Annotated in this window: 16 protein-coding genes; 1 reads left to right on the top strand and 15 read right to left on the bottom strand. The window is 30.9% G+C overall.

Annotated elements, in window-relative coordinates; genetic code table 11:
* On the top strand, positions 1–255 hold a 255-nt coding region (locus tag AJ936_RS03720; protein WP_032600453.1), incomplete at its 5' end, for a methyl-accepting chemotaxis protein.
* 42 nt (positions 256–297) lie between these two features.
* On the opposite strand, the gene AJ936_RS03715 is transcribed toward AJ936_RS03720, so the two are convergent.
* Genes AJ936_RS03715 through AJ936_RS03645 form a run of 15 tightly spaced genes read right to left on the bottom strand, consistent with a single transcriptional unit; the run spans position 298 to position 16,060 of the window.
* Complete coding sequence (locus AJ936_RS03715) at positions 298–2,664, bottom strand: flagellar protein (RefSeq protein WP_070274073.1); 2,367 nt, start codon at positions 2,662–2,664, stop codon at positions 298–300.
* A gap of 21 nt (positions 2,665–2,685) precedes the next feature.
* Entirely contained in the window at positions 2,686–4,074 is a 1,389-nt protein-coding gene (locus AJ936_RS03710) for an NADH-quinone oxidoreductase subunit N (protein ID WP_044779863.1), read from the bottom strand.
* Positions 4,064–5,551 (bottom strand): NADH-quinone oxidoreductase subunit M, encoded by a 1,488-nt coding sequence (locus AJ936_RS03705; protein ID WP_070274072.1) that lies wholly within the window; start codon positions 5,549–5,551, stop codon positions 4,064–4,066. The genes AJ936_RS03710 and AJ936_RS03705 overlap by 11 nt, the downstream gene beginning before the upstream one ends.
* 1 nt (position 5,552) lies before the next feature.
* Complete coding sequence (nuoL, locus tag AJ936_RS03700) at positions 5,553–7,343, bottom strand: NADH-quinone oxidoreductase subunit L (protein WP_044779864.1); 1,791 nt, start codon at positions 7,341–7,343, stop codon at positions 5,553–5,555.
* Position 7,344: 1 nt separating this feature from the next.
* Positions 7,345–7,641 (bottom strand): NADH-quinone oxidoreductase subunit NuoK, encoded by a 297-nt coding sequence (nuoK, locus tag AJ936_RS03695; RefSeq protein ID WP_002851490.1) that lies wholly within the window; start codon positions 7,639–7,641, stop codon positions 7,345–7,347.
* On the bottom strand, positions 7,638–8,156 hold the full coding sequence (locus tag AJ936_RS03690; RefSeq protein WP_002856161.1) for an NADH-quinone oxidoreductase subunit J: 519 nt from the start codon (positions 8,154–8,156) through the stop codon (positions 7,638–7,640). Before AJ936_RS03690 ends, nuoK begins: the two co-directional genes overlap by 4 nt.
* Entirely contained in the window at positions 8,153–8,794 is a 642-nt protein-coding gene (nuoI, locus tag AJ936_RS03685) for an NADH-quinone oxidoreductase subunit NuoI (protein WP_044779865.1), read from the bottom strand. The genes AJ936_RS03690 and nuoI overlap by 4 nt, the downstream gene beginning before the upstream one ends.
* Positions 8,795–8,803: 9 nt before the next feature.
* Positions 8,804–9,802, bottom strand: a complete 999-nt coding sequence (gene nuoH, locus AJ936_RS03680; protein WP_002856570.1) for an NADH-quinone oxidoreductase subunit NuoH — start codon at positions 9,800–9,802, stop codon at positions 8,804–8,806.
* Positions 9,795–12,257, bottom strand: a complete 2,463-nt coding sequence (locus AJ936_RS03675) for an NADH-quinone oxidoreductase subunit G (RefSeq protein WP_002862214.1) — start codon at positions 12,255–12,257, stop codon at positions 9,795–9,797. Before AJ936_RS03675 ends, nuoH begins: the two co-directional genes overlap by 8 nt.
* The gene (locus tag AJ936_RS03670; protein ID WP_002862215.1) at positions 12,254–12,946 is read right to left on the bottom strand and encodes a hypothetical protein; all 693 of its coding nucleotides are present in this window, start codon (positions 12,944–12,946) and stop codon (positions 12,254–12,256) included. The genes AJ936_RS03675 and AJ936_RS03670 overlap by 4 nt, the downstream gene beginning before the upstream one ends.
* Complete coding sequence (locus tag AJ936_RS03665; protein WP_002824979.1) at positions 12,943–13,170, bottom strand: NADH-ubiquinone oxidoreductase subunit E family protein; 228 nt, start codon at positions 13,168–13,170, stop codon at positions 12,943–12,945. The genes AJ936_RS03670 and AJ936_RS03665 overlap by 4 nt, the downstream gene beginning before the upstream one ends.
* A complete protein-coding gene (gene nuoD, locus AJ936_RS03660) occupies positions 13,167–14,393 on the bottom strand; it encodes an NADH dehydrogenase (quinone) subunit D (RefSeq protein WP_044778690.1) in 1,227 nt (408 codons plus the stop codon). Before nuoD ends, AJ936_RS03665 begins: the two co-directional genes overlap by 4 nt.
* Position 14,394: 1 nt before the next feature.
* Positions 14,395–15,189, bottom strand: coding sequence for an NADH-quinone oxidoreductase subunit C (locus tag AJ936_RS03655; RefSeq protein WP_079396964.1), 795 nt, complete (start codon positions 15,187–15,189; stop codon positions 14,395–14,397).
* Complete coding sequence (locus tag AJ936_RS03650; protein ID WP_002777888.1) at positions 15,186–15,689, bottom strand: NADH-quinone oxidoreductase subunit B family protein; 504 nt, start codon at positions 15,687–15,689, stop codon at positions 15,186–15,188. The genes AJ936_RS03655 and AJ936_RS03650 overlap by 4 nt, the downstream gene beginning before the upstream one ends.
* Entirely contained in the window at positions 15,671–16,060 is a 390-nt protein-coding gene (locus AJ936_RS03645; protein WP_002824972.1) for an NAD(P)H-quinone oxidoreductase subunit 3, read from the bottom strand. The genes AJ936_RS03650 and AJ936_RS03645 overlap by 19 nt, the downstream gene beginning before the upstream one ends.
* Between the last annotated feature and the right edge of the window lie 42 nt (positions 16,061–16,102).

Raw genomic sequence — 16,102 nt, 5'->3', positions numbered from 1 at the left:
CTAGCTGAGAGAACTCAAAAGTCTTTATCTGAAATAGAAGCTAATACTAATTTACTTGTTCAATCTATCAATGATATGGCAGAAAGTATTAAAGAACAAACTGCAGGTATTACTCAAATCAATGATAGCGTAGCACAAATTGATCAAACTACTAAAGATAATGTTGAAATTGCTAATGAATCAGCTATTATTTCTAGTACAGTAAGTGATATAGCTAATAATATCTTAGAAGATGTTAAGAAGAAGAGGTTTTAACCTTAGATAACTAGCTAAAAAGCTAGTTATCTCTAAATTTACTTATTGATTTAAAATTTGATTTTTACTCTTACATAAATTCTGCCAATTTGAAACACTTTTGATTTCAAGACATTGTTTTAAACTTTCTTTTTCAGCTTGTATATTTTGCATTCTTTCATAAGTTAAAGCTTGGATATATAAAGCTCTTGCTCTATCTTCATCTGAAAGTTTTAATTTAAGCAAATCTGTTAAAACAGCTAAACTTTCTTCATTTTTATTGATTTTAGCCAAAGCATCAAGATACATAAATTCTAAATTAGGACTAAAAAGATTTATACCTTTAAAATTTTGATAGTCAATGGCCTTAGGTGCGTAAGTTAAAATAGTTGTTTGCATATTATGATCATTAGCATAAGAAAGTAAAGCATCATAGACTTCTACCATACTAAAATTCATTGGAAAACTTTCTAAAATTTGCAAAATTTTAATGGCTTGATTGTAGTCATTTAAACGCAACAAAGACAAAAATTGCAAATAATAAGCCTTAAAATTCTCATCATCGCTTTTTAAAATTCTAGAATTAGCTATATCTTTAGAAATTTTAATCACCTGAGGATATTGTTTATTATCAAAAAGAATAGATGCTTTTTGAAGACCATAAAATATAGAATCTTCGCTATAATTTTTATTTATATAATCAAGTGCTTGTTCAACATTAGAAGTTCTGATAAGACAAGCTAACATTTGTTTTTTATTATCAATTTTCTGACCTATATCATAAGCGCTAAAACGCATAAAAATATTTGCAGCATTGATACAATTATCAGCTTTTATCGCATTTTTTAAATCATTAACAGCTGCTTTCTCTAAAAATTGAGTAGCATTTGGAATTTTTTTACTTTCTATAAGATCTTTATAAGCTAAAATCGCACTAAAATTTCCCTCTTTATAATAAAGTGCAACATCTTCATCTAAAGCTTTATTTGCAATATTCTCATCTTTATTTGCATATTGCTTCATTAAATCTGTATAACGCTGATGCAAAAAGCTTGCATTATTATCACCTAAAGCAAAGAATACCTCATCACTTGCTTTTTTGATTTCATCTAAATACCTACCATCTAAATAATCATCCATATACAAATCAAGGTATTTTTTAGCATCACTAGATCTGTTAGTATGTGATAAAACTAAGGCTAAATCTTTTAAAGTTTCTTCATAACTTGGATCAAGTTTGGACATTTTAGCAAAGGCATCTTCATAAATACTTGCACTTATATCAAATTGTCCTTTTTGATTAAATAATTTAGCAAGTTCTAAGGATCTTGGAATATCTTTTCCAAAATATTCAGGATTGGCTTTTAAAATAGTGTTAATATACTCTATAGCTTTATTTACTTGCCCATTTGAAAGCAAATTCTTTGCCAAACTCATAGCTGCTCTTGCAGCTAAATCTAAATTTTTTGTATTAAAATAAGTATTTTCATAAATATTTACAGCTTTTTCTTTTTCATTTAAATTATAAATATAGTCTGCATAATCAAGTTTTGATAACTGAGTAAAATAATTATTAGGTTGTTCATTATCCAAAATCGACATTGTATATTCCACATCAGCACGCTGGGCTAAAGCGATATAAGTTCTTAACATTATATGTAAAACTTCTGAAAAATTTTTATCACTTGTAAAAGTACGCGTCCAATTTTTAGCATCATCAATCATCTTTTCTAAAATTTGTTGATCACGCATGCTTGGATCTTGGGTGTAAAGTTTATTTTGAGCTCTTAATTTATATAGTATAAATTCACTAGTAAAAATACTGCCACGATATCTATTGATAGCATTTTGCGCATCAATAGCAACCTGACTATAATTAGCCTTATCGTATTCTTTTTTGATGCGTAAATAAGTATTAATATCTGCACTTTGAGGGATAATAACAGGATCAGAATTTAAATCCAAAGCTCCAACATAAGGCAAGCTCTCGTGTGGAAAATTGATATTAAAATCAAGTCCATCATAGTCTTTAATAGGTGCTAGCTCTGGTGCAAAAATAAAAGTAAAAGCCTTACTTTTATGCGAACTTGATGAACTAAGTTCTTTATCTATATAAATATTTTGAGAAGTGTCAAACATTCTTGCTTGTATTTTTGGCAAAATGATCATTTTAATTTTTTGAGCTTCTTGTATAAATTTTAAATCAAAAGCAGAAAAACTCTGATCTTTTAATTTATTATCAACCATACCTACAATATCACATTCAAAATGAACTTTTGATTCGGTAATAAATTTTTGACATGTAAATTCTAAATCATTACTCGCATGTAAAACTGCAAAAGCTTGATTATTTTCGCGACCCGTGTTTAAAACAAGCTCAAAAGCAAAAGCATTTAAAAAACTTAATAAAATTAAAAATAATATTCTCATAAAATAATTATAGCAAAACTCTTATAACATTAACAATATAGCAAAAGTGCTTATACAAACACAAAAAGCTAAAATAAAATTTTGTATAAAACTAAACTTAATATTATAAACCCTATCATTTTTCATAAATAAAGCATGAATTAAAATCTTTAAATACGCATAAAGCATAATAACAGAAGATAAAGCCACAAAAAGTGCCAAATACCAATATCCATTTAAAATTACTGTATTTAAAATCATAAATTTACCCCAAAATACTCCAAAAGGCGGGACACCTGCTAAAGAAAGCACACTAATGCTTAAACAAAAAGCAATTAAAGGTTTTTTAACCAAAAGCCCATTTAAACTCTCATAAGAATTATTCTCATAATTGCCTAAAATCATAAATACAGCATAATTTGCAAAAGCAAATAAAGTCCAATATCCAAAAATAGCAAGCAAAATTCCATCAAAATTTTGTTCTTTTAATAAAGGAATGCAAGCTACCAAAACCAAAGAAGAATGCACTACAGAACTATAAGCAAACATTTTTTTGATATTGTTTTGACTTAGAGCCGCAAAAGCACCTATAAGCATAGAAAAAATCGCTAGAACTATTATGATATATTCAAAACCTGTATTATTTAAAAAATCAAACAAACGAATAACCACAACCAACATGGCAACTTTTGGCACAACTGAAATAAAAGCAACCAAATTTGTATGTGCTGCATAATACACATCTTTAAGCCAAAAATGAAAAGGTGCCAAAGAAAGCTTGATTGCACAAAGAACAAAAATCATCACTCCAGCACCCAAAAGCATGGGATCTTTTTGAAACTCATTTTTTAACGCTAAATTAGCAGATAAATCTAAAGTTCCTGTTTTTAAATAAATAAAAGCTACAGCCATAACAAAAAACCCAGCTCCTACAGCCGCTACACTAAAGTATTTTATCGCACTTGAAATAGCATTATTACTTCCACGCATTGCTATTAAAGTATAAAGTGCTAAAGAAGAACTTTCAAGTCCTATAAAAATAAGTACTAAATTTGAGCTTGAAACCATCAAAAGCAAAGATGCAATCACAAATAAAAATAAAGCATAAAATTCACCCTGATTTTCTTCTTTTTGCATTAAAAGATATAAAAATGAAAAACACAAAATCACCAAAGAAGCATAAAATGAAACAATATCATTATTTAAAGTAGCCAAAAAAGCTTTTGCTTCTAAACCTTGAGCATTTGCATTATTTAAAATCAAAAAAGCACTTACAATTAAAGATAAAGAACTTATACCGATATAAAACGATCGATGAAATTTCCAAAAACCAGAGCAAAGCAAAAGAACTATTGCAGTTGTAATTAAAAATAAAAATGGATAAGATAAGCTTATATTTAAAAGTTCTAAATTTAAAAAATTATTTAACATTTGCCTCTCCTATTTTAGATAAAAAATCTAAAGTATTTTGCTCAACAGCTCTAATATTCATTGTTTTTATAAGATTATCCACATCTTTTTGTATCGGCTTTAAAAGTATATTTGGCATAAGCCCTAGTCCAAAAATCATTACTACAATGCACACAAGCGCTACTATTTCTCTAAAACGTAAAGAAAAACCCTCTATAAAGCTTTGTTTTTGCATGAAAAATATTTTTCTAAATACTGCGAACATATAAATCGCTCCTAAAATAATCACCAAACCTGCCAACAAAGCGTAAAATAAATTAATCTTTGCTATACCTAAAAGAATTAAAAACTCTCCCACAAAAGAAACAGTTAAAGGCAAAGAAACGCTTGCGAGTAAAATTAACATAAAGAAAATTGAAAATAAAGGTGCTTTTTTGGCCAAAGAATGGTAAAAAGAAATATCATAGGTATGATATCTTTGGTATAAAAGTTCAACCATTAAAAATAAAGTTCCTGTTACAATACCGTGTGCAAACATATAAAAAACCGCACCACTAATACCCAAAGCATTTAAAGAAAAAATTCCCAAAATCATCACACCAAGATGTGAAATAGAACTATAAGCGATCAATTCTTTAATATTTTCTGCTCTATAAGCAATTAAAGCATTATAAACGATACTCACTATGCATAAAGCTACAATTAAAGGCATAAAATACACACTCGCATCTGGAAAAAGTGGTAAACAAAAAAGTAAAAATCCAAAAGGAGCCATTTTAAAAACTACAAGCATTACAGAAACAAGCACAGGCGAATTTGCATAAACCTTAGGTGCCCAAGTATGAAGTGGAAATAAAGGAGCTTTGATAGCAAAAGCGATAAAAAATGCTCCAAAAAGTAAAAGTTGCTCTGTGAAATTTACTGCCGAGGCATTATTTTTCCAAATTTCTAAGTCAAAAGTGAAGATGTTTAAAAGTTGATAATTTAAATAAGCTTGATAAATCAATGCCACAAGCATTAAAATTGAACCCGCAAAAGCATAGATAAAAAATTTCACCCCTGCTCTAAAATCTTTACTATAAACTCCCATAATATAAAGCAAAGGCAAAAGAGAAAATTCCCAAAAAACATAAAATAACAAACCATCTTTTGCGCTAAAAAGTCCCATAATGGAAAATTCTAAAAAGAATATACAAGATACAAGTGCTTTTTGTTCCAGCTTTAAAAATAAAAAGCTTAAAAATATCATCAAAGAACTTAAAAGCATCAATATAATTGCGATACTGTCTACTCCTACATGAAAGCTAAAAAATTTCAAAATTTTAAAAGAGAGATTATAATCAAAGCTTGCCCCTTGTAAAAAATCCGCAAAAATATCCAAATTTAAAGCCAAAATTATAAAACTTACAACAACGCTAAAAACCTTAACGCCTCCGCGATTTAAAAGCAAAACCACAAAAGCAGAAATTAAAGGAAAAAATATCAAATAATTTAGCATTTTACACCATCCATACCAAAATCAACAAAATCACAAAAGCTGCCACCAAAAATCTAAGCATTAAGTTTAAGCTGTTTGGCATAATCATTTTTTGTGAAATATTTTGAGAATAAAAAGCAATTTTTTCAACTATTCTATCAAAAATATAAAGATCACAATGTTTTAAAATCGCACATAAGCTTTCATATTTTGAAACAATAAATTGATGATAGAATCTAGGAATAAAATAATCATTACTTAAAAGTTTGTGAATTTTATTTTCTTCAATATTTTCTTTAAACCAAGAATTTTTATAAGCAAAAATAGCCAAAATTACACCCAAAATAGCTGCTACACTCGCACAAATCATTACAATTTGATTTTGCGCATCGATAAAAACTAATTTTGTGCTTAAATATTCAAAAAAACTATGTTCAAAAAATCCTGCAATAATAGCTAAAACCATCAAAGGACTCATAGCTAAAAGTGCGATTTTACTTGCTTCATGTGGATGTTCATCATGCCTTGCAGGGGTAAAAAATACCAACATTAAAAGTCTAAAGCTATAAAATGCTGTTAAAAAAGCTGCGATTAAAAGCACCAAAAAAATACCATGGTGAAAAGAAATGAAAGAATATCCTAAAATCAAATCTTTAGAGAAAAATCCTGCAAAAGGATAAATTCCTGCTAAAGCTAAAGATCCTATACACATCAAAATAGCTGTAAATTTTAAAGGTTTAAAAAGTCCACCCATTTTTTTAATGTCTAATTTATCATTCATAGCATGCATTACATTTCCAGCACCTAAAAAAAGTAAAGATTTAAAAAAAGCATGTGTAGCTAAGTGAAATAAAGCTATACCATAAGCCCCAAGTCCTGCAGCCACAAACATATATCCAAGTTGCGATAAGGTAGAATAAGCAATAATGCGTTTTAAATCCCTAGCCACCAAAGCCATAGAGGCTGCAAAAATCGCTACAAAAGCTCCAAGTAAGGCAATAATATAAGAAACCTCAGGAACTAAATCATAAAGCGTGCTAGCACGAATTACCAAATAAACCCCCGCTGTTACCATGGTTGCTGCATGGATTAATGCAGAAACAGGAGTTGGCCCTGCCATAGCATCAGCAAGCCAAGTGTGAAAAGGAAATTGTGCAGATTTTCCCATAGCCCCTATAAATAAACAAGTTGCGATTAAGATCAAAGCGTTGCGATCTAGGCTTTGTGCCATGGAAAAAACTTCATCATATTTTAAAGTTCCTGCTTGTAAATAAAGCCAAAAAATTCCTAAAAGCATACCCAAATCCGCAATACGATTCATAATAAAAGCTTCATTAGCTGCAAAAGAATAAGTATCGTTTTTATACCAAAAACCTATGAGCAACCAAGAGCAAAGCCCAACGCCTTCCCAACCTACGAAAAGTCCTAAGAAATTATCACTCATAACTAAAAAAAGCATAGAAAAGACAAAAAGCCCCAAATAAGCAAAAAATTTATTAAAACCTTCATCATGAGCCATATAAAAAATACTATAAAAATGCACACAAGTAGCTACAATACCTACAACACTCATCATAGTAAGCGAAATGGCATCTATATCAAAGCCAAAATTTACTCCAGCAAACCATTCAAACAAACTCACATTAAAAGCTTCATTGCAAAAAAGCAAATACAAAGAACAAAAAGCACTCAAAGCTATTAGAAGTGAGCAAATTATCCCTACAAATTGTTTTTTCTCACTCAAAGCAAAACAACTTGCAAACAAAAAAGCTATAAAAGGACTAAAAAGAGAAATCAAAGCCAAATTTTGCATACTAAGCCTCCACTTCTTTTAAACTTTTTAACTCTAAAGTGCCTTTTCTTCTATACCAAAGCACACACAAAGCTACACCAACAGCTACTTCACAAGCCGCTACACCCATGATAAAAAGTGCAAAAACCTGTCCATTTAAATCATTGTGCATTTTAGAAGCTGCTACCAAGGCTAAATTAGCACTATTTAATAAAATTTCACTCGAAATAAAAAGCATAATGAGATTTTGTCTTTTTAAAATCCCTACAAGCCCTATAACAAACATTAAAATAGCGACAAAAAAATACTTTTCTATCATTGTTTTTCCTTTGTAAGCTCTTTATGAGTAAGAGTGATAGCACAAACTAAAGCAATCAAAAGCAAAATAGCTATAAATTCAAAAGCTAAAAGATATTTTGAAAAAATCGCTAAAGCCAGTTGTTTATTAAAATCAAACAAAGCAGGATCATTTAAAGGCAAATCCGTGCTGATATTTTGGTATTTAAAACCTATAAGCATAGCCAAAAGTAAAATTGCACTTAAAACTACCAAAGTAAAAAAACTTTTTTTAGCTTTAAGTTGTTCTTTAAATTCTTTAGAAGCATCAAAAAACATCATCGCGAAACTATAAAGTCCAAGCACAGCTCCACTATAAACAATAATTTGTATCACGCCTAAAAACTCTGCATCAAGTAAAAAATAAAATCCCGATAAAAACACCATTCCACCCGCTAAAGCCGAAAGAGAATAAAGCATATTTTTACTTAAAACCGCAATGCCAAAAAAGCCTAAAACCACTACACTAAAAAATACAAAAGCCAAATTTTCTATCATTTATTTTCTCCTTGCTCTTGTGTATTTTGATTTTCTAAGGCTCTTTCTTGCATCACATCGTAATAATTTGGTGTTTTTACCACCAATAAATCAGCATCTTTTCTAAGGCTTCCCGCTCCTTCAAATTCAACTTGATTTTTAAGCTTATCAATAGGAGTTAAAAAATCTTGCTTATAGCCAAAATAAGACCTTTGCTCAGCTGCATTTTCATACTCTGTTCCATGCACTATAGCAAGTTCAGGGCAAACCTCAGCACAAAAACCACAATAAATGCAACGCCCTAAATTAATACTATAATTTCCTACTTTTTTACGCCCATTTTCATCTAAAGAAGTTTCCATTCTAATACAATTGCTAATGCAAATTTTTTCGCAAAGCCCACAACCTATACATCTTTCATTTTCGCTTTCTATAAAACGCATCAAACGATGAACAGCACGGTAACGATTGTCAAGCTTTACCTTTTCAAAAGGATATTTAATCGTAGCGCTATTATTTCTCTTAAGTAATTCTCTCATCATCACAAAAAGCCCTACAAAAAGCTCTAGTTTAACGCTTCTACGCAAAGCTTGTGAAATTTTCTCCCAAGTGCTAACAGGAGTTTTTCTTTTCTCATCCACTAAATAATAATTTTTCATATCAAACTCCTATAAAAGAACTGCCAAAGCAGTGATTAAAAGGTTTAAAACCGCTAAAGGGATTAAGATCAAATAGCACATTTTCATCACTTGATCTGGACGCAATTGCGGAAAAGCAGCTCTTGCCCAAAAATACCAAAAGAAAATAAAACTTGATTTTACTATCATCATAATCCAACCAGGAATAATCCAAAAGCTATTAAAACCCCCTAAAAACAAAAGAGTTACCAAAATAGCTCCAGCTATCATAGAAGCATATTCACCTATAAAAAACATACCCCATCTTAAACCCGAATACTCCGTTCCATAACCCGCTACAATTTCAGCATCATTTTCCGTCAAACAAAGCGGAGTTCTATTGGTCTCTATAAATAAAGCAATTATAAAAAGCACAAAAGCCAAGGGCTGTTTAAAAATAAGCCAAGAAAAAAATCCATCACTTTGATAATTGTTAATATCCACCAAAGAAAAAGAACCTACAAGCATTACAATAGCAATCAAAGCCAAAGCTCCTACGCTTTCATAGGAAATAATCGCTACAAGCCCTCTTGCAGCCCCTAAAATCGACCATTTATTATTACTTGCAAGTCCACCCAAAAACACCGCATAAAAGCAAAGTCCTGAAGTGCCGATGACAAAAAGCAAAGCTACATTGATATCTGCCACTATAGGCTGAATCACCCTTCCAAATAAAGTAAATTCAGGTAGCATAGGAATAGCCGCTAAAGAAACAAAAGCACAAATAGCAGAAATCAAAGGTGCTATAGCAAAAATAAATTTTTGCGAATTTGAAGGGATTATATCTTCTTTAGTAAAAAGTTTTATCATATCAGCTACAAGTTGAATAAGCCCAAAAGGCCCTACCATATCAGGCCCTATGCGTCTTTGAAAATAAGCTAAAACTTTTCTTTCAGCATAAGTTGCAAGACCTGCTAAACTCGCAAATATTGCAATGACAATAATACATTTAATCAAAGCCTCTAAAGCAAAAAAAGCAAAATCACTCATGGTTTGTTCCTAATTTTTCTAAATTCGCCACAACAAATCTTTCATCAAAAAAGCTTAGCGTGTCAAGTTTTTCATCAAAATACGGTAAGAAAGCTCCATTTTTTATATCCTTATCCACACGCACACTAAGGCTTAATTCTTTATCTTTTATTTTAAGTTTTACAAGATCTTTATCTTTTAAATTTTTCTCTTTAGCTAAATTTTCACTTACACCTAAAAAAATCACCTCATTAATCGCACTAGCACGATTTGAAAATCTACCAAATTGATAGCTAGGATTAGCACTATAAAGCAAAATTTCATCTTCTTTTGGGTTTAAATTTTCAAAATTTGGAGAGATGAATTCTTTTTTAGCAACTTGTTTAAAACATTCTAAATTAAGCTCATATCCCCTTTTACAATCGCCTGCATTGGTATAAAAATTGTCTAAATGATCAAAATCAATCGGAGAAAAACCTTTATTTATAGGGAGTCTCTTAGTATAATTTATGGTATATTCCTCATCAAAACCTAAAGCATTAGCTAAATCATTTAAAAAATATCCCTTAAATTCTAAAGCAGCGTTAGTTGGCACCACTCTTTTATCGTAATTTAAAAAAGTTCCTTCTTGCTGATTTAAACTCGCACTAGCTAAATTTGCATGCTCTTCATAAGAAAAACTAAAATCACCTTTTTCATTATAACCTAAAGTCTTGCCTTCTTGTGTGTTTTTATCCAAATCGCAAATCATGGCCACACCTAAGGTATTGGTATGTGTAGGATTTAAAAAGACTTTAAAAGGAGTGGTATTTTGGATCAAAGCAAGTAATTTAGCAAGTTTTTTCGCATTTTTATGAAAATAAAAATCACTCCCTATAACAAGAGTAAAATTTGCTTTTTTAAGCAATAAATCTTCTAATTTATCTTCATCTATGCCTAAATTTTTAGCAAAAATAGAGCGTTGCACTTCTATGATTTTTTTCACTTTCTTAGGCACGACTTTTTTTACTTCTTTTTGGATTTCATTGCCTTCTTCATCTTTTTCTATGACTTGCTCTACAACTTCTTCGTTGATACTTTCTTCTATTTCTTTATTTTCACTAACAAAAAACTCTGCTAAATGAGTTTTAATACCTTCATCTTGGCTAAATTTTTGAAGTAAAAAATATAAAATTTGCTCTTCATCGCCACTTTTATGAATGTGTGAAATAAAATTTTTAGAATATTTTGCTATACCCATATCTTCCATAGGATGAAAATAAAGCCCTGAGCCTTTATTCATCACTAAAGCATTATTGATTTTATAGCTAAGTGTTGGAGCATCATATCTTAAAAGCATTCCAGCCACAACCAAAAAATCACTTTTTGTTATATCTTGAGTATTAGCACTATAAAACTCGCCAGAATTAGCGATAAATTCTTGTAAAAATTCTTTAAATTTCAAAGCTTCTTCATTGATCAAAGAAAGATTAAATTTCTTTTTTAAATTTTGTAAAATCAAAGCTTCTTCATTGGTAATAAAACTATTAAATTTAATGTTTTTAATTTCATTTTTCTCAAAAAGCTCCACAAGTTCTTTAAAGGCTTTTTCATCTTTATCTGCCTCATTTTGCGTATCAAAAGCAAATCTTGCAGCCTTATTTAAACTCGCAAAGGCAAAATCATTACTCACACGATAAATTTTTTCTTTTTGATTGCTAATACCACTTTGCTTAATATCATAATACATCAACTCACAATCGCTTGAATGCGGATTTGAAGCAGGGATTCTTTTAAGTTCCCAAATATTTGAAGTGTATTGAAATTTCGAACCTATCAAAGCTCCTGTTGGGCATACGCTTGTACATTCCCCACAAAATGAACAATCAAGCGTGTCGCCATTTGCAGGACCTATCAAACTTTTTTGAAATTTAGTCCAAATCGCATAAGCATCTTTTCCCATGCTCTCTTTAAAGCTATTATCCACACTATCTCCGCCACGAGGAACGGTTTTTAAAGCACTTTCGCCGATTTTATCCTTACAAACTGTAATACAACGCTCACATACTATGCAAAGTGCGGGATCGTAATTAATCATTCCCCAATGTTTATGCGGTTTATGCGTGTCTTTAATCCAATGTTTTTGAACATTTACACGACTTTTATGAGTGAAATTTTGCAATTCACACTCGCCTGATTTATCGCAAACTCCACATTCTAAAGGATGATTGATACAATAAGCTTGCATGATCTCATTTCTTTCATCCCAAAGATTTTTTAAATCACTTTCTACAACCATACCCTCTTTTGCTTTAGTATTGCAAGAATATACCTTTTTACCATCAGCTTCAACCATACACATACGACAAGCCAAAGTAGGACTACAGCCTGAAAGATAGCAAATCGCTGGGATAAAAATATCATTTCTTCTTGCTATATTTAAAATATATTCGCCTTCTTCAAAGGCGCAATTTATACCATTAATCTTAACTGTCATTTTGCTTCCTTTATGCGAATTGGAGTAAAATCAAAACCATTGTTTTCATAATTTAAAAAAGCTATGGTGCCTTGTAAATTTTCATCTAAACAAAGCTTGGTTTTAAAACTAAAATCTTTAGCCAAAATTTTAACTTCACTTTGATCTTTGCATTTTGCAATTTGTAAAAATTGCTTTGAACAATGTAAATTTTTATCTTGCAAATTTGCTCTAAAAAGCACTAAACCATCATAATTATCTAGTTCTTTTAAGGTGTTTAATTTTGCCTTTTTAAAATCGCATTCTTCTTCATCGCTATCTAAAATCTTTAATTCATATTTTACGCTTAAGAAATTCAAAAAATATTTGATATTTTCGCTATCTTTATAAAAATGGATATTTTTATCTATAATTAAATACTTAGCCTCTTTTAAAAAAGCAAGCACTTCACCTGCTTCTTCCTCTCCAAAGCAAGATTCAGCACTTAAATATCCCTCATCTAAATCGCTAAATTGTCCTTCATCGCTTAATTTACAAAGCAAGGCTAAAACAAAACTCAAACTTGCAATTTCGCATTTGTAAAATTTAGCTTTTAAATTTTTATCTTCCAAACAAGAAATATTAATACTATTTACACCTATTTTTTCACATAAATTTTTGTTTTTAAGGCTTGGCATATCTAAAAAACAAAGAGCATTATCATAAATCATACCCTCTCCTTTTTTATAACAATAGTCCAATCCACTTGATTAAATTTCAAAGAATTTAAAAGCTCGCAACCTTGTTCTTTTACAAAAGAAAAACTTTTTTCAACAGGAGAAAAATCGCCGATTTCAAAAAGCACCACTAAAACCTCACCTTGTTTTGCTTCTTTTATGATTTGTGCTAAATCTTCAAAAAGCTCTTTGCTTTTTCTTAAATCTACTCTTCTCATCGATCTATCTCACCTAAAACTATATTTACATTACCCATAATGGCTACAACATCAGCCAAATAAGTACCTACAAGCATTTCTTCAAAAAACGCACAATGCCAATAACTAGGCGTTCTAGCCTTTAAACGATAAGGTCTTCCTGTACCATCACTATGGATAAAAAAGCCAAGCTCACCTTTTGGACTTTCGGTAGGCACATAAACTTCGCCTTTAGGAGGTTTTAAACCTTGAGTGATTAAAACAAAATGCTGCATTAAGGAATAATTCTGCGTTAAAATTTGTTCCTTTGAAGCACTTACATACTCAGGATGCGTAGCTAAAATTTCAGGTGGAGTATCTTTATAAAGCGTGGCACATTGCCTAAGGATTTTCAAACTTTCACGAAATTCTTGCATATAAACTTTATATCTTGCATAAGAATCCCCTTGTGTAGCATAAGGCACACCAAATTCGACTTCATTATAAAGCAAATAAGGCTCTTCTTTGCGTATATCGTATTTTATACCACTTCCTCTTAACATCACACCCGTACAACCCCAATTTAAGGCTTGTTCTTTGGTAACCACACCTACATTTTCAGTTCTTAAACGCCAAATTCTATTATCATCTAAAAGATCTTCATAATCTTTTAGATCATTTGGAAATTTGTCACAAAATGCAAGCATTTCTTCTAAATAATTCTCAGGTAAATCAAGCATAACCCCGCCTATTCTCATAGAAGAATGCGTAAGCCTTGCGCCGCAATACTTTTCTATCAAATCCAAAACATATTCACGTTCTCTAAAGCAGTATAAAAACACACTCATCGCACCAATATCAAGCGCATGAGTGGCAAGCCAAAGTAAATGCGATGCGATACGGTTTAATTCTAAAAGTATCATGCGTATGACTGCTGCACGGCGTGGAATCTCTAAACCACAAAGCTTTTCAACCGCTGCACAATAAGCATAATTATTCGCTGAAGCGGCGATATAATCCATTCTATCAGTAGTAGGAATAAATTCTTGATAAATCATATTTTCAGCCATTTTTTCCATACCACGATGCATATAACCTATACAAGGACGTGCTTTTACAACTTGCTCTCCATCAAGTTCTAAAATAAGACGTAAATTTCCATGTGCTGAAGGGTGTTGAGGGCCTAAATTGATAATCATTTTTGAGTCTTCTTGCTCAAAAGTTATATTTTCATAATAAGGTTTTAACTTGCTAGGAATTTGCATTTTAACGCCTTTTCTCTAAAATTTTTGCTTCATCACGTTTTACTTTTTTTACAAAAGCTACGCCTTCATCTTCTTGATATTCTTGTTTAAAGGAAATTTCCTTCTTTTGACCACCTTTTGACACTTCATGATAAAGTCTTGCAAAATTTAGCGTATCTTTATCATCAACAAAACCAGAATCTCTTTGTTCTTCACCCACTACTTCACGATATTCTTTACCAAAAATTTTATCAATCTCATACCATCTTGCAAACTCATCACCCTTTAAAGGATAAGTTTTTAAAAGCGGATGTCCAAACCAATCATCAGGCATTAAAATGCGTTTTAAATTGGGATGATTTATGATGAAAATTCCAAACATGTCATAAATTTCTCTCTCACTCCAATTTGCCCCTTTAAAAACATGAGCCACGCTTTGCAAACGCTCTTTTACACCTACAAAAGTTTTTATTCTCACTCTTAATTTTTTTTCTAAATTTAAAAGCTGATAAAACACTTCAAAACCATTTCTATCTGCTATAAAATCAATAGCACTTGCCTCTGTAAAACTTAAATACCCTAAAGTTTTAAGCATTTGCAAGGTTTTAACATTGTCTTCTTTTTTAATTTCTATTACCCAAAAATCAAGCTCTATAAAGGAATTTAAAATTTCTACTTGAGTTTTTAAAACTTCAAAATCATCTTTAAAAACACTTTCATTAACATCAGATTTTACAGTGTGTGGTGCGTGATAAAATCTATCTTTATAGTAATTTTGAGTTTGAGCATTTTTTTTATCGCTATACTTTCTCATCATACCAACCTTTTAGGTGCGATCTTGCGACTTGCTTTTTCTTTGCGAATCTTTTTTTGCAAAATCATCAAAGCAAACTGAAAACTTTCGGGGCGTGGAGCACAGCCTGGTACATAAATATCTACAGGTATAATTCTATCCACTCCTTGAACAGTAGAATAAGTATTAAACATACCACCTGTATTGGCACAACTTCCCATAGAAATCACCCATTTAGGATCAGGCATTTGATCATAAAGTCTTCTTGTAAATTCAGCGTGTTTTTTACATAAAGTTCCTGCGATAATCATCACTTCGCTATGACGTGGCGAAGCTCTAAAAATCGTTCCAAATCTATCAAAATCATATCTTGAACCCCCAGCCGCCATCATCTCAATCGCACAACAGGCAAGTCCATAAGATAAAGCCCATAAAGAATTACTCCTACCCCATTGAACTAGTTTATCAACGCTAGTTAAAACGACGGGCAAACCACTTGCATAATTTACTTGATGCTCTGCCATGCAAACGCTCCTTTTTTATAAGCATATAAAAATCCAACTCCTAAAAGTACGATAAAAACAAAAACTTCTAAAAGCCCAAACCAACCTAAATCTTTAAAAATCAAAGCCCAAGGAAATAAAAACACAACTTCTATATCCAAAAGTATGAAGATTAAGGCGATGATGAAAAATTGAGAGTTAATCTTGTTAGCTTGTTTAACAGGAATAGGACCACATTCATAAATTCCAAGTCCTAATTTTTTGCGATTTTTTGCGGCAAAATTATTACCAATTTTTGAAGCTAAAAAAACCAGTCCAAAAAAAATAACACTAGCAAGTACTAGCATTAAAAAAATACCAAAATAAGGATGCGAAGCATCTATATGAGACATTTATTCTCCTTTTTTAAAGCACTTTAATCACTCCACAACAAA

The organism is Campylobacter sp. BCW_6877, assembly GCF_001762445.1.
Classification (GTDB): Bacteria; Campylobacterota; Campylobacteria; order Campylobacterales; family Campylobacteraceae; genus Campylobacter_D; species Campylobacter_D jejuni.
This window is presented reverse-complemented; position numbering and strand designations above follow the sequence as displayed.

Coding starts and splice junctions, on each gene's coding strand:
- AJ936_RS03705 (WP_070274072.1), bottom strand. CDS start 5,551: ATGCTAAATTATTTGATATTTTTTCCTTTAATTTCTGCTTTTGTGGTT.
- AJ936_RS03715 (WP_070274073.1), bottom strand. CDS start 2,664: ATGAGAATATTATTTTTAATTTTATTAAGTTTTTTAAATGCTTTTGCT.
- nuoH (WP_002856570.1), bottom strand. CDS start 9,802: ATGAGTGATTTTGCTTTTTTTGCTTTAGAGGCTTTGATTAAATGTATT.
- AJ936_RS03645 (WP_002824972.1), bottom strand. CDS start 16,060: ATGTCTCATATAGATGCTTCGCATCCTTATTTTGGTATTTTTTTAATG.
- AJ936_RS03710 (WP_044779863.1), bottom strand. CDS start 4,074: ATGTTAAATAATTTTTTAAATTTAGAACTTTTAAATATAAGCTTATCT.
- nuoD (WP_044778690.1), bottom strand. CDS start 14,393: ATGCAAATTCCTAGCAAGTTAAAACCTTATTATGAAAATATAACTTTT.
- AJ936_RS03665 (WP_002824979.1), bottom strand. CDS start 13,170: ATGAGAAGAGTAGATTTAAGAAAAAGCAAAGAGCTTTTTGAAGATTTA.
- AJ936_RS03690 (WP_002856161.1), bottom strand. CDS start 8,156: ATGATAGAAAATTTGGCTTTTGTATTTTTTAGTGTAGTGGTTTTAGGC.
- AJ936_RS03655 (WP_079396964.1), bottom strand. CDS start 15,189: ATGATGAGAAAGTATAGCGATAAAAAAAATGCTCAAACTCAAAATTAC.
- nuoL (WP_044779864.1), bottom strand. CDS start 7,343: ATGCAAAATTTGGCTTTGATTTCTCTTTTTAGTCCTTTTATAGCTTTT.
- nuoI (WP_044779865.1), bottom strand. CDS start 8,794: ATGAAAAATTATTATTTAGTGGATGAGAAAAGAAAAACTCCTGTTAGC.
- AJ936_RS03675 (WP_002862214.1), bottom strand. CDS start 12,257: ATGACAGTTAAGATTAATGGTATAAATTGCGCCTTTGAAGAAGGCGAA.
- AJ936_RS03650 (WP_002777888.1), bottom strand. CDS start 15,689: ATGGCAGAGCATCAAGTAAATTATGCAAGTGGTTTGCCCGTCGTTTTA.
- AJ936_RS03670 (WP_002862215.1), bottom strand. CDS start 12,946: ATGATTTATGATAATGCTCTTTGTTTTTTAGATATGCCAAGCCTTAAA.
- nuoK (WP_002851490.1), bottom strand. CDS start 7,641: ATGATAGAAAAGTATTTTTTTGTCGCTATTTTAATGTTTGTTATAGGG.